7 protein-coding genes are annotated in these 13,804 nt (G+C 74.4%); 6 read left to right on the top strand and 1 reads right to left on the bottom strand.

All coding sequences use genetic code 11. The features are described 5' to 3' along the window. The first annotated feature begins 189 nt into the window (after positions 1 to 189). Together ACFCX4_RS00570 and ACFCX4_RS00565 are read left to right on the top strand one after the other, a co-directional pair. Positions 190 to 1,734, top strand: coding sequence for a class I adenylate-forming enzyme family protein (locus ACFCX4_RS00570; protein WP_376137650.1), 1,545 nt, complete (start codon positions 190 to 192; stop codon positions 1,732 to 1,734). Between the two features lie 7 nt (positions 1,735 to 1,741). Beyond that, complete coding sequence (locus ACFCX4_RS00565) at positions 1,742 to 3,331, top strand: long-chain fatty acid--CoA ligase (protein WP_376137648.1); 1,590 nt, start codon at positions 1,742 to 1,744, stop codon at positions 3,329 to 3,331. Between the two features lie 101 nt (positions 3,332 to 3,432). Here ACFCX4_RS00565 and ACFCX4_RS00560 read toward each other — a convergent pair whose 3' ends face one another. Further along, a complete protein-coding gene (locus ACFCX4_RS00560; RefSeq protein WP_376137646.1) occupies positions 3,433 to 4,461 on the bottom strand; it encodes a polyprenyl synthetase family protein in 1,029 nt (342 codons plus the stop codon). A 992-nt stretch (positions 4,462 to 5,453) separates the two neighbouring features. Between ACFCX4_RS00560 and ACFCX4_RS00555 the strand changes: the two genes are divergently transcribed. The 4 genes from ACFCX4_RS00555 to ACFCX4_RS00540 all read left to right on the top strand — a co-directional run bounded on the left by ACFCX4_RS00555 (position 5,454) and on the right by ACFCX4_RS00540 (position 13,790). Next, a complete protein-coding gene (locus tag ACFCX4_RS00555) occupies positions 5,454 to 5,657 on the top strand; it encodes a DUF5988 family protein (protein WP_376137644.1) in 204 nt (67 codons plus the stop codon). A 36-nt stretch (positions 5,658 to 5,693) separates the two neighbouring features. Continuing rightward, positions 5,694 to 6,116, top strand: a complete 423-nt coding sequence (locus ACFCX4_RS00550) for an ester cyclase (RefSeq protein WP_376137642.1) — start codon at positions 5,694 to 5,696, stop codon at positions 6,114 to 6,116. A gap of 446 nt (positions 6,117 to 6,562) precedes the next feature. Continuing rightward, positions 6,563 to 9,703 (top strand): type I polyketide synthase, encoded by a 3,141-nt coding sequence (locus ACFCX4_RS00545; RefSeq protein WP_376137640.1) that lies wholly within the window; start codon positions 6,563 to 6,565, stop codon positions 9,701 to 9,703. Positions 9,704 to 9,725: 22 nt separating this feature from the next. Next, positions 9,726 to 13,790, top strand: coding sequence for an SDR family NAD(P)-dependent oxidoreductase (locus tag ACFCX4_RS00540; protein ID WP_376137638.1), 4,065 nt, complete (start codon positions 9,726 to 9,728; stop codon positions 13,788 to 13,790). Positions 13,791 to 13,804: the final 14 nt, after the last annotated feature.

The raw sequence follows: 13,804 nt of genomic DNA, 5'->3' as shown, positions 1-13,804 counted from the left end.
TTGCGCCGGCGCGGGGCCCGGACCGGTAGAGGCAATTGTCTCAGAGCGGAATATCACTTCAATGGCGCGGCGTGCGACAATTCGGGACCTCCCGTTGGCGCAATTCTCGAAATCGAACCCCTGGTAGACCGGCGGCGCGCGTTGTAGGCTGTGCGGAAATTCCTCGAAACGGCACCACTGGAGTTTCCTATGCCGTCGGACGAAACGTATGTCAGCCAGATCCTTGAGGTAATCTCCGCGGAACCGGAGAAGGTGGTCCTGTCCTGGCGGGACAGGACACTGACCGCGGCGGAGCTGACCGCCCTGGTCCGATCGGCCGCGCAGGCCCTGCACCAGCACGCCGGCGGGAGCGGCGGCGGGGCCGTGGTCGCCGTCCTGACCGTCACCAACACCGCCCCGACCCTGGTCCTGCGGTACGCCGCGAACCTGGTGGGGGCCACGGTGGTCCATCTGCACACCACCAACGCGGTCGACCCGGCGGACCGCCTGGCCGCGGACGCCAAGGTCAAGATCCTCCGGGACACCGGTGCGACGTACCTGGCCGTCGACGCGGAGAACCTCGCCACCGCCCGTGAGCTCCGTGAGCGGCTGGGCGCTCCGCTCACCCTGGCCGCCCTCGGCGATCTGGGCCCCGACGTCCTGGACCTGACGGCCGGGGACCCGGACGCGCTGGATCCGGCCGGCATCGAGATCGGACCCGACCGGCCCGCGGTGGTGACCTACACGAGCGGCACGACCGGCGAGCCGAAGGGCATCGCGTTCGACTTCCGGGCCCGCAACGGCTTCATCTCCGCCGGACTCCGGATGGGCTGGCGGTCCGTCTACCTCGGCTGCCTCCCGCTCAGCCACTCCAGCGGCGCCACGGCCGACGACTCCCTCGCGTCCGGCGGCTCGGTGGTCCTGCTGGACGCCTTCGACCCGGGCGAAGCGCTGCGCGCCGTCGAACGGCACCGGATCACCCGGATGCTGCTCTCCCCTCCCCAGCTCTACCAGCTGATGGACCGTCCGGAGCTGGGCCGGACCGACCTGTCGAGTCTCCGGATGGTCACGTACGTGGGCTCCCCCGCGTCTCCCGAGCGGCTCGCCGAGGCGGTCAAGGTCTTCGGCGACGTGCTGATCCAGGTGTACGCGACCAGCGAGGCGGGCTTCGTCAGCATGCTCTCGCCCGCCGAGCACCTCGACGCCCGGCTGCGCGGCACGGTCGGCCGCCCGATCCCCGACTGGGTCCGGATCACCGACCCGGACGACCGTCACGACCTGCGGCCCGGCGAGATCGGCGAGGTCTGCGTGCGGTCGCCCTTCACCATGAGCGAGTACGTGGCCGAGCCCGAACTCACCGCCCGGACCGTACGGGACGGCTGGGTGCACACCGGTGACCTCGGCTTCGTCGACGGCGACGGCTACCTCCACCTCCGCGGCCGGATCGGCGAGGTGATCAAGACCAACGGCATCAAGATCCATCCGGTGACGGTGGAGAACGCCCTCCTGGCCCATCCCGACGTGGCGCAGGCCGCCGTCTTCTGCGTACGGGACCAGGATCGGATCGAACACCTGCACGCCGCCGTGACGCTGCGCGAGGCCGGCACGGCCGGTCCCGACGAGCTGGCGGAACACGTCCGGGCCCGCATCTCGCCCAAGCACGTCCCCGCGCGGATCCGCGTCCGCTCCGATCTGCCCCTCACGGGCGTCGGCAAGCCGGACAAGGCCCGGCTGGCCGCGGAAGCGAGCGGGTGAGGCCCCGATGACGCTCTCCGTGGCGGCCGTACTCGCCGAGTCCGCGCTGCGGCGACCGGAGCACCCGGCGATCGTGTCCGACGGGCGGCGGACCACCTACCGCGAACTGTGGGACGGGGCGCGCAGGTACGCGGCGGCGCTGCGCGCGCAGGGCGTCGGGCCCGACGACAAGGTGGCGCTGCTGCTGCCGAACACGCCGCACTTCCCGCTGGCCTACTTCGGTGCGCTCGCGCTCGGCGCGGTCGTGGTCCCGGTCCACACCCTGCTCCGGGCCGACGAGATCGCGTACGTCCTGAAGGACTCCGGGGCGGTGGCGCTGATCTGCGCCGCCCCGCTCCTGGCCGAGGGCGGCAGGGCCGCGGAGACGACCGGCACGCCCGTGCTCACCGTCATGGAGGAGGAGGGGACGGAGGACGGAGCCCGCGCGCCGCGGCTGGACGCGATCGCGGCCCGGAGCACCCCGATCGAACGTCAGGTACCGCGCGAGCCAGGCGACATCGCGCTGGTCCTCTACACCTCCGGCACCACCGGCCGGCCCAAGGGCGCCCTGCTCACCCACCTCAACGTGGTGATGAACGTCGACACGACCATGCTGTCGCCGTTCGACTTCACCCCGGACGACGTCCTGCTCGGCTGCCTGCCCCTGTTCCACACCTTCGGTCAGATCTGCGGCATGAACACCTGCTTCCGGGCGGGGGCGACCCTGGTGCTGATGCCGCGGTTCGACGGACCGGGCGCACTGGACCTCATGGTGCGGGAGGGCTGCACCGTGTTCATGGGGGTCCCGACGATGTACACGGCACTCCTCGACGCGGCCCGCGCCGCCCCGCGCGGACCCGCGCTCGACCGCGCGTTCTCCGGCGGCGCCGCGCTGCCGGTGGCGGTCCTGGACGCGTTCCGGGAGACGTTCGGCTGCCCCGTCCTCGAAGGGTACGGGCTGACCGAGACGTCTCCGGTGGTGGCCTACAACCAGAAGGCGTGGCCGCTCCGACCGGGCACGGTGGGGCGGCCGATCTGGGGCGTCGAGGTGGAGATCGCCAGGCCGGAGCTGGAGGACAGGATCGAGCTGCTGCCCGCCGGCGAGACCGGGGAGATCGTCGTGCGGGGGCACAACGTGATGGCCGGCTACCTGAACCGGCCGGAGGCGACCGCCGAGGCCGTCGTCGACGGCTGGTTCCGCTCGGGGGACCTCGGCGTCAAGGACGACGAGGGCTACCTGTCCGTCGTCGACCGCAAGAAGGACGTGGTGCTGCGCGGCGGGTACAACGTCTATCCGCGCGAGGTGGAGGACGTCCTGGCCCACCACCCCGCGATCGCCCAGGCGGCCGTCGTCGGACTCCCCCATCCCGTCCACGGCGAGGAGGTGTGCGCGGTGGTCAGGGCCCGCCCCGGCACCGCACCGGGCCCGGCCCTCGGTGCCGCGATCATCGCCTGGAGCAGGGAGCGGATGGCACCGTACAAGTACCCGCGCCGGGTGGAGTTCGTGGAGGCCTTCCCCCTCGGTCCCAGCGGCAAGGTGCTCAAACGGGAGCTGGTCGCCCGGTTGAGCGCCGCGGATCCGGGCGAGCGGCCGCCCGACCGGCCCCACCCGCACTGAGTCCGCCGCTCCACGCCCGCGACCGGGCGTGGAGCGGCTTCGAGGGCCGGAGGTTCCCTCCGGGGTACTCGGGGCCGACGGGTCCGCCCCGGACCCGGCTCTCAGCCCCGGGCGCCCAGCAGGAACTCCGGGTACAGGTTCACCGTCCGATCGACCAGCTCGTGCAGCCCCGCGACGTAGTCGCCCACCCCGCCGGCCTCGTCGATGCTCGCGTGCAGCCCGTCGATCAACGGCCCGGCACCCGCGGCGAATGCGCGCAGCCGGCTCGGCTCGGTCAGCCGCGCCGCGAACTCCTCCCGGGCGGCGGCGGAGTCCGCGCAGCCCACGAGCAGCTTCTCCGCCACCGCGCGCTCCGGCTCGGACAGCGAATTCAGGTACTGCACCACCATGAGGGTGGCGGTCCCGTTGCGAAGGTCCTCGTAGCGTCCCGAGACGATGTCCCGCTGGTCGTTGACCAACTGCCGCAGCACGCCGAGACGCGCGCCGAAGTCGCGCCACGCGTCCACGCTCGCCTCGTCGCACCCGGCCAGCGCCGCGCCCATCGCGGCGGCCATGGCGTAAGGGGCGCCGGTCTTTCCCAGATAACCGGCCATGACCTCGTCGGCGGTCGCCGTCACCGCGGACGCCGTGAGGTCCACGAGCTGCCCGGCTATCGCCCGGTGCCAGCCGCGCGACAGCTCCTGGCGCAACCGCAGCGCCAGCTCCGGGTCGTCGCGGCACCCCTCGTCGAGCACCTCGGCGGCGAGGTGACAGGCGATCCCGATCACGGCGAGCAGATCCTGGTCCGCACTGCCCGTGTCGGCCACGGCGGACGGCCGCGGCCCGGCGTCGGACAGGTCGTCCAGGTGACGTGCCGCAACCCACCACAGCACGTGCGCAACGGCCGCGGGCTCGGCCGGCGCCGGGTCGGCGGAACGCGTCCCGTGCACCAGGAACGGCAGCCCGACGATGCCGTCCACGGCCGGCCCCGAGCCACGCCCGGCGATCCGGTCCAGGAAGCCGATCAGGGCCCGTCCCATCGCGCGGTCGGCGGCCGCGTCGGGACCGGCCGAGCCGATCATCCTCTCGCCCCTGCCCCGCAGCCGCCGCAGCACGGCGTCCGAACTCCAGGTGGGTGCGCTTGCCGTCATGGTGTCCTCCGTGTGAATGACCGGGCTCCTGAGGTTCCGTCAAAGGGCCGTGAACCAAGGTACGGAGACACTAGTGCCGGGTGGTGCGCGGGTGCCCGGCCGAGGCAGTCCCGGCCGGTGCCGGCGCCGGCACCGACGAGAAGGACGTCGAGGCGCCGGCGCAGGAACTCACCGACGCGGGCCGCCGGGTCCTCGCCCCGGTCGGCCCCGCGGGCGGTCACCCGTGCGCGGACGATCGGCCGCGGCGCACCAGGTCAGGCCGGTTCGTCCCAGGCCCGGAAGCCGCGGACGCCGAAGGCCGCCCCGGCCGCGCCCCCGCCCACCACCCGCCCGACCGGTTCCACCCGAAGCCAACCACCGGATGCCGGGCCCCGAACAGCGGCGCCCGGTCGCCGACGAACGGGCCGGAGCCGGCGAGGGCCGGGGTGCCCGCTGTTCGGGAGAGGCGGGCGGGTGTCGGTGCGGCGCTCACCCGACCGCGGGACGGCGTCGGACGGGGCGGGGCCGGCCGGCTCTCGCCGGTGCCACCATCCGTCATCCCCTTGACACGGCCAAATCTGAACGGAATGGTTATTTCCGTACATGTCGACTTATCGTCCGCAGGATGTGACGTCGCAGCGTCAGCACTCTCCCCGCGCAAAGCCCTGGGTCCGGGTTTCGGCTCTCGGGCTTCGGGCCTCGCGCCGGTGGCACGGCGTTGCGCCGATCATGGATGCCGTACAAGTGGGGTCCCATGGGCACCGATCCTCCGGTGTGCGAAGCGCCGTGGTGGGAGCCGGTTGCTCCGACGGGGCCGGATGCGGCGCCCGGGGGATGCCGATCCTTCCGGAGCCGCTGCGGACTCCGCTCCGCACCGGCTCCCCCGATGCACTGCCGCCCGCCCCCGACCGGGTGTGCGACAGGCAGTCAGCCGTGTGGGCACCGGGCAGACGATCCCAACGCGATTCCGGCCTCCCCCTGCCCGAGCCCCCACCCGAGGGAGTGAACGAACGATGGACAGATTCACCGAGCCCCACCTCGTCGGGGGTCCGCAGGATCTCCTGCGGACACCACCGCCGCCCGTCCGCGAGGACGCCGACCGGCTGACGTACCGCTGGCGCAACGGTTACGAGCACTACGAACGCGAGGAGCGCAGCACCGACACCGAGTCCGAACCGACCTATCGATGGGCCTATCACACGACGATCGCCGAATGAGCGCTTCTGCCGCCGCTGCCAGACAACGGAGGAACGATGAACATCCCGGCAGAGCGGGACGAACACTTCCGCACCTGGGCGCACGCCATCTCCACCGACGACCTCGAAGCGTACCTGTCGTGCTACGCCGACGACCTGCGCGTGGAGGACCTCGCCGTGGAGATGGTGGTGGAGGACAAGCCCGGGCTCCGCGGGGCCGGAGAAGTCTGGTTCACCGCGTTCCACGACCACCGTCTCACCCTCGACGGCTACCTCGTGGGGGAGCACGGTGAGATCGGCACCCGCTGGACGCTCTCCGCCACCGTGGCCGGACACTTCCCCGGCCTGACCGAGAACGCCGTCATGGGCCGCCGCTTCACGAAGCACGGGCTGAGCGTCTTCACCTTCTCGCCCGACGGACGCTTCCGCACCGAGGTCGCCTACTGGAACCTCGCAACCCTCGTCCGACAGATCACCTGACTGACCGGCAACCGCCCCGCGGTCCTGCCCGTCCGGGCCCGCCGGACGGGCAGGACCGTGCCGGGCGGCCGTCTGCCCGGCGCCGGACCGGGGCCGCGGGCCGTCCTCGACGGGCCCGCCCCGGAGGGGCCGGGCCACCGGAAACCCGTCCGGGCCGACGCCCGTCCGGAGCCCGCCGGGGTTTCAACGCTTTCACACATCGACCAGCGCGGGAGTCTAGGCCGCCCCGGCGGAATCGTGCATCGTTTCCCGTATCGGTGGCTTCACTTCCGAAGCGGTCCCGGCCCGGACGGGCAAGGGTGATCGCCGGTCGTCCGGCAGTGGATCCGGTGTCCCGCCACTGTCCGGGCACGTCGTCGAGACGCGGGCGCCGGACCTTCCAGCACCTCGACGGCCGGGGTCCCGTCGCACCCGCCACCGCCGCCTCTGCGAAAGGAGCGGTCCTGATGTCAACCGAATCGGCCACGACCACGGCGCCGGGAGAACGGCCTGGGGCCCCGATAGCCGTCCTGGGGATGGACTGCCGGTTCACCGGGCCGGCGACGTCCCCGGAGGGGCTCTGGCGGATGCTGGCGGCCGGCGAGCACTCGGCCACGGGGCTGCCGCGGGACCGCGGCTGGAAGACGGACGGACTCTACGACCCGGACCACACCGTCGAGGGCACCACGTACGTGCGGGCGGCAGGCTTCCTCGACGACGTGGCGGGCTTCGACGCCGAGGTGTTCGGGATCGGCCCGCGCGAGGCGTCCGCGATGGATCCTCAGCAGCGACTGCTGCTGGAGAGCACCTGGCACGCGCTGGAGCGGGCACGCATCGCCCCGCGGAGCCTGGACGGCAGCCGCACCGGCGTCTACGTGGGGATGAACGACAGCGGCTACAGCCGGCTGACCGGCAACGCCCTCTCCGGGCTGGAGAGTTACGTCCTCACGGGTACGCAGGCCAGTGTGGCCTCGGGCCGGATCGCCTACGCCCTGGGGCTGAACGGTCCGGCCCTCACGGTGGACACCGCGTGCTCGTCCTCCCTGGTGGCCCTGCACCTCGCCGTACGGGCGCTGAGGGCCGGCGAGTGCGACCTGGCGATCGCCGCCGGCGCCACCGTGATCGCCTCGCCCGAGCAACTGAAGTGGTTCTCCCGGCTGAGGGTGTACGCCGCGGACGGGCGGTGCAAGGCCTTCGCCGCCGAGGCGGACGGGTTCGCCCCCGCCGAGGGCGTCGCCGCGGTGGTGCTGATGCCACTGGAGCCGGCCCGGGCCGCCGGGTACCCGGTGCTCGCCCTCGTGCGTGGCAGCGCGATCAACCAGGACGGCGCCAGCGACCGGCTGACGACCCCGAGCGGGCCGGCGCAGCAAGCCGTCATCCGTGCCGCGCTGCACGACGCCGCTCTGGAACCGGCGGACGTCGGGGTGGTCGAGGCGCACGGCCCGGGGACCCGCGCGGGAGACCCGGTGGAGGCGGCTTCGCTCCAGGCCTGCTACGGCCGTCACCGGACCCCCGCGGATCCGCTGTGGATCGGTTCCGTGAAGACGAACATCGGGCACACCACCGCCGTCGCGGGCCTGGCCGGTGTGGTGAAGATGGTGCTGGCCCTCCAGCACGAGCACCTGCCCGCGACCCTGCACGCGGAGAACCCCACACCGGCCGTCGACTGGAGCGAAGGTACGGTGCGGCTGCTGCACGAGCCGCGGCCCTGGCCGCGCGGACCGCGCCCGCGCTGGGCCGGGGTCCTGGCGTACGGCATCAGCGGCACCAACGCGCACGCGGTGCTGGAGGAGGCGCCGGCCGACCTGCGGTCCGCCGGCACCGGACACCCGGCCGAGGAGGGCGGAGCCGGAGGCGGCAGGGCCTGGAAGGACGGCACCGGGGTCCGGCTGTGGCCGCTCTCCGGAGCCGGCGAGGAGGGCCTGCGGGCCCAGGCCGCACGCTTGGCCCGGCAGGTCCGCGCGACGCCGACGGTCGACCCCGCGGACGTGGCCTGGTCCCTGGCCACGACACGCAGCGCGCTCCCGTACCGCGCCACCGTGGTCGGCGACGGTGCCGACGAGCTGCTGGGCGGGCTCGACGCCCTCGCACGGGGAGAGGCGTCCACCACGGTGGTGAGCGGAAGGGCGCTGCCCGGAACGGCCCCCGTCTTCGTCTTCCCCGGGCAGGGCGCCCAGTGGCCCGGCATGGCCGCGGCGCTGATGGAGGCCTCTCCCGTCTTCGCGTCCGCCCTGCACGCCTGCGGCAAGGCCCTGCGGCCGTGGCTCGACGTCGACGTCGAGGACGTCGCGTGCGGGTCGCCCGGCGCGCCGCCCCTGGAGCGTGCCGAGTACGTCCAACCCGCCCTGTTCGCCGTGTACGTGGCGCTCGCCGAGCTGTGGCGGGCGCACGGTGTCCGGCCCGCGGCGGTGATCGGGCACAGCCAGGGCGAGATCGCCGCCGCGCACGTCGCCGGGGTGCTGTCCCTGGAGGAGGCGGCCCGCGTGGTCGCGCTGCGCAGCCGGGCCCTGCGGCACGTCACCTCCCGGGGAGGGATGGCCTCCCTCGCCGCCCCCGCAGCAACGACCGCGCTCCTGATCGCCCCCTGGGCGGGCCGGGTGGAGGTGGCCGTGGAGAACGGCCCGGCGGCGACCGTGGTGGCCGGGGACACCGACGCCCTCGCGCAGGTACTGGAGTGCTGCGCCCGCGAGGGGGTCCGCGCCCGACGGCTGCCCGTCGACTACGCCTCCCACAGCCCGCACATGGACGCCGTCCGTGAGGAGGTTCTCGCACTGCTGGAGGAGGTGGCCTGCGGGCCCGGCCACACCCCCGTGTTCTCCGCGACCCTGGGGCGCCTCGTCGACCACACCGAGCTGGAGGCCGGGTACTGGTACCGCAACCTACGGGAGACGGTGCGTTTCGACGCGGCCGTGCGGGCGGCGGCGGCCGCCGGGCACCGGCAGTTCGTCGAGGTCTCCCCGCATCCCGTCCTGGCTGCGGCCGTCGCCGACATCCTGGCCGACGCGGGCGTCGAGGGCGCGGTGGTGCCCACCCTTCACCGGGACCGGGCGGACGCGACGGCCTTCGCCACCGCGCTCGCCCGTGCCAACGCGTTCGGTGCGCGGTTGGACTGGGGCGCCCTGTACCCCGGGGCGCGCACCGTCGACCTGCCCGTCCACGCCTTCCGGCACCGCCGCCACTGGCTGCCCGCCGAACCGGCCGGAACCGGCCTGCGGGAAGCGGGTCTGGACCCCCTCGGCCACCCCTGGGTCGCCGCGGCGATCGACCTGCCGGACGGCGGCACCGTGTTCACGGGGAGCCTGTCGCTGTCCGAACACCCCTGGCTCGGCGGCCACGTCGTGCACGGCACGGTCCTGCTGCCGGCCACAGGCATGCTGGAACTGCTGCTCCGGGCGGCTGACCGGCTCGGCTGCGAGCGCCTGGAGGACGTCGTCCTCCAGGCACCCCTCGCACTGCCCTCCAGCGGCGCGGTCGACGTCCGGGTGAGCTGCGCCCGGCGGGCGGCCGACCGACACGCCCTGGCCCTGCACTCCCGTACGGCCCTGGGACGGTGGACGTGCCACGCCCGGGCCACGGCCGCGGGGGCCGTCGGGACGGAACAAGGCTGACGGACCGAGGATGTGAGGACGCATGACGACCTGGCCGCCCGCTTCGGCGGAAGAGGTTCCGGTGGAAGGGCTCTACCAGGACCTTCGCGCACGTGGTTACGTCTACGGACCGGAGTTCCGCCTCCACGGCCTGTGGCGCGACGGCACCGGGTTCCACGGCGAGATCGCGCCGAGCGGTCATGACGGCGCCGACGCGGCCCCGTTCGAACTCCACCCGGCACTCATGGACGCGGCGCTGCACCCGGTCCTCCTCGCCCTTCGGCAGACGGAGGCGCGGGAGGCACAGGAGGCACAGGAGGTGCGGGAGGCACAGGGAACGGACGGCGAGTACCGGACGCTCCTCCCGTACTCCATCGGCTCGGTGCGGCTGTACGCCCGCGGGGCCCGCGCCCTGCGTTCCACCGTGACCGCCACGGCGGGCGGCGGCTTCGACGTCCGCGTCACCGACCTCACGGGACGGACCGTGGCCGTCGTCAGCGACCTCCGGGTACGGCCCACCACGGCCGGCGCCCTGCGCGCGGCGCTCGCCGCCGCCGAGCCCTGCGTCTTCCGGGTCGTCTGGCGGCCGCAAGCCGGGCCCGCCTCGTCGGAGGACGGCTCCCGGTGGGCCGTCGTCGGGCCCGGCCGGGACCTTCCGGGAGCGGCGCACTTCCCCGATCCCGCCGGTCTGGTGGAGGCGCTGGCAGCCGGAGCGGACCCGCCCGACGCCGTCCTGCTCGACCGACGCGTCGCCCCGGACGGCCCCGGCGCCACCGTGCGGGCCGACGAGGTCCACCGCCGCCTCTGTGCGCTGCTGGCCGACCTGCGGCGGCATCTGACGGACCGGCGGCTGCACGGGACACGGCTGGTGGTCCTGGTCCGGGGTGCCCACAGTGTCCGGTTCGGGGACTCCGTGACCGATCTGTCGGCCGCCGCCTGCGCGGGGCTGATCCGTACGGCGCAACGGGAGTACCCGGGCCGGTGCCAGCTGATCGACCTCGACGACGGCCCGGTGCCGATCCCCGCGCTGGCCGCGGGAATCGCCGGCGGTCACCCGACCGTGGCACTGCGCGGAGGCACCGCCTACGTGCCCCGCCTGGTCCTCCCCGACGACGGCGACCTGGTCTCCCTGCCCGCCGACGGCAGGCCCTGGCGGCTGGCCCCCTCGCCCAGCGGCACACTCGACGGTGTGGCGGCCGTTCTGGCCCCGGACGTCCTCGCGCCGCTGGAACCCGACCAGCTCCGCATCCGGGTCCACGCCAGTGGGCTGAACTTCCGCGATCCGATGACCGCGCTCGCCAAGGTGGACGGCACGTCCATCGGCTGCGAGGTCGCCGGGGAGGTGGTGGCCGTCGGAGCGCGGGTGTCCGGCGTACGGATCGGCGACAGGGTCGCGGCCTTCGCCGGCATCGGCGGCCGGGACGGCCTGCACGCCTCCCTGGCGGTGGTCGACCGCCGCTCGGTGCTGCCGGTGCCCACCCACTGGAGCGACCAGCAGGCCGCCGGGGTCACCGGTGTCTTCGTCACCGCGTACGAGGCGCTGGTCGAGCGGGCCGCGGTGCGCCGGGGCGAGAAGGTGCTCATCCACGCCGCGGCCGGCGGATTCGGCATGGCGGCCGTCCAGCTGGCCTCCCGTCTGGGCGCCGAGATCCACGCCACCGCCGGCCGGCCCAAGTGGTCCGTGGTGGAGTCCCTCGGCGTTCCCCCGCACCGGATCGCCGACTCGCGGAGCCTGGACTTCGAGGAGCGGCTGCGCTCGGCCACCGGCGGCACGGGCTTCGACGTGGTCGTCGGCAGCCTCGCGGGCGACTTCGTGGACGCCTCCCTGCGGCTGCTGCGTCCGGGTGGCCGCTACGTGGAGCTGGGCAAGACCGACGTCCGGGAGGCCGGGGCCGTCCGAGCGCGGTACCCGGGGATCGCCTACCACGTCGTCGACCTGCTCAGCACGCCACCCGACCGGCTGGGGGCGATCGTCGGGAGGCTGAGCGACCTGTTCGCCGCCGGGGCACTGCGACCGCTGCCCACCCGGTCCTGGAACGTCCGCCACGCGCGCCCGGCCCTGCGCCACCTCAGCCAGGGCCGTTCCACGGGCAAGCTGGTCCTCACCCAGGGGCCCGGACGGCTGGGCCCGGACGGCACCGTCCTGATCACCGGAGGGACCGGGACACTCGGCGCGGAACTGGCACGGCACCTCGTCACCGCCCACGGGGTGCGTCGGCTGGTCCTCGTCGGCCGCCGTGGTGCCGCCGCCCCCGACGCCCGCCGGCTCGCCGAGGAACTGTCCGCGCTCGGAGCCGCCGTCGAACTGCCGGCCTGCGACGCGGCCGACCGCTCGGCGCTGGCCGAGGTGCTCGCGGCGGTCCCGGCGGAGCACCCGCTGAGCGCCGTCGTCCACGCGGCGGGCGTCCTCGACGACTGTCTGGTCGCCGACCTGACGCCGGAACGGCTGCGGACCGTACTGCGCGCCAAGGTCGAGGCCGCCCTCAACCTGCACGAACTGACCCTCGGCGGCCGCCTGCGGGCCTTCGTGCTCTACTCCTCCATGAGCGGCCTGCTGGGCTACCCGGGCCAGGCCAACTACGCGGCCGCCAACGCCTTCCTCGACGCGCTGGCCCACCACCGGCGTGACCTGGGGCTGACCGCCAGCTCCGTCGACTGGGGCCTGTGGGAGCGGGCCAGCGGCATGACCGGCCATCTGACGCACACCGATCTGCGCCGGGTCGAGCGCTACGGCCTGTCGCCCCTGCCGACGGCGCGGGCCCTGGCCGGCTTCGACCTGGCGTTGGAACTGGACGAACCGCAGCTGGCCGTGGTGCCCGCGCCGTCCGCCGCCGCGGGGGATCCGCTCCCCGACCTCTTCGCCGACCTGTCGGCGCACACCCCGCAGCGCGCAGCCGCACGGGCCGCGGCCCCCGACGGGGGCGCCGCGACGGAAGGCGCCCCGGAGGAGACCGCCCGGCTCCTGGGGCTGGAGCCCGGCCAGCGTGCCCAACGACTCGTCGACCTCGTCCGTGCGCACACGGCGACCGTGCTGGGGCACCCCGGCCCCGAGGCGATCGACGCCGGGACGCCGTTCCGCGACGCCGGACTCGACTCCCTGGCGTCCACCGAACTCCGCAACCGGCTCGGCACCGCCCTGGGCGCCCGGCTGACGGCGACGGCCGTGTTCGACCACCCCACCCCCGCCGCGCTGGCCGGCCACCTGGACCGGGTGCTCACCGAGGCCGGTTCCGCCTCCGGGCCCACGCCTGCAGCCTCGTCCACGTCCGTGTCCACATCCCCGTCCACGCCCTCCGACGGACGGCGGGCCCTGCCGGACGGGGACAACGGGGACCTGGTCACCTCCTTCCTCAAGGCCTGCCGGGCCCGCCAGTACGAGCGGGCGGTCCGGCCGGTGGAGCTGCGTGCCGGGCGACGCCCGGTCTTCCGCACCGCCGCCGAGGCTCCGGAGCGCGCCCCCCTCCTGCTCACCGGCGGACCGGACCTCCCGGCGGTGGTGTGCGTGCCCAGCATCGGGTCCCCGCCGGACGCCTCCCCCTTCGCCCGGCTGGCCCGCGGATTCACCGGACGGCGCACGGTCCGGGCCCTGGCGGCCCCGGGCTACCGGGACGGCGAACTCCTGCCCGCCTCCCTCGATCTGCTGCTGGACCTCTGGGCCGAGGAGTTGACCGCCCCGCCGACCGCCGACCGCGTCGTCCTCCTCGGTCACTCCTCCGGCGGCTGGTTCGCCCACGCCCTGGCCGAGCGGCTCCGCGGCCGTGACGCACCCGCCGCGGCCCTGGTCCTCCTCGACACGCTCCCGCCGGGCACCCGGTCCCACCCCCTCATCGAGGAGGCCGCGTTCCGCGTCGCCGACCACGCGACCGCCGGCTTCCCCACCGCCTCGGCCCTGACGGCCGGGATCGCCTACCGCGACCTGATCGCGAACTGGTCCCCGGCCTCCGCCGTGGCCCCGACGCTGTTCCTCCGCCCCCGGAACAGCTCCATGGGCCTCGCATGGCCCCTCCCCCACCACGCCGTCGACGTGCCCGGCGATCACTTCTCCGTCCTCGGCCGGCACGCCCGGCCGTCGGCCGCCGCCGTGCAGGCCTGGCTGGACTCCCTGTGAAGGAGCGCACGACC

Origin of the sequence: Kitasatospora sp. NPDC056327, assembly GCF_042261735.1 — a bacterium.
Classification (GTDB): Bacteria; Actinomycetota; Actinomycetes; order Streptomycetales; family Streptomycetaceae; genus Kitasatospora.
Note: the sequence above shows the minus strand (reverse complement) of the source record. Positions and strands in the feature narration are given on the sequence as shown.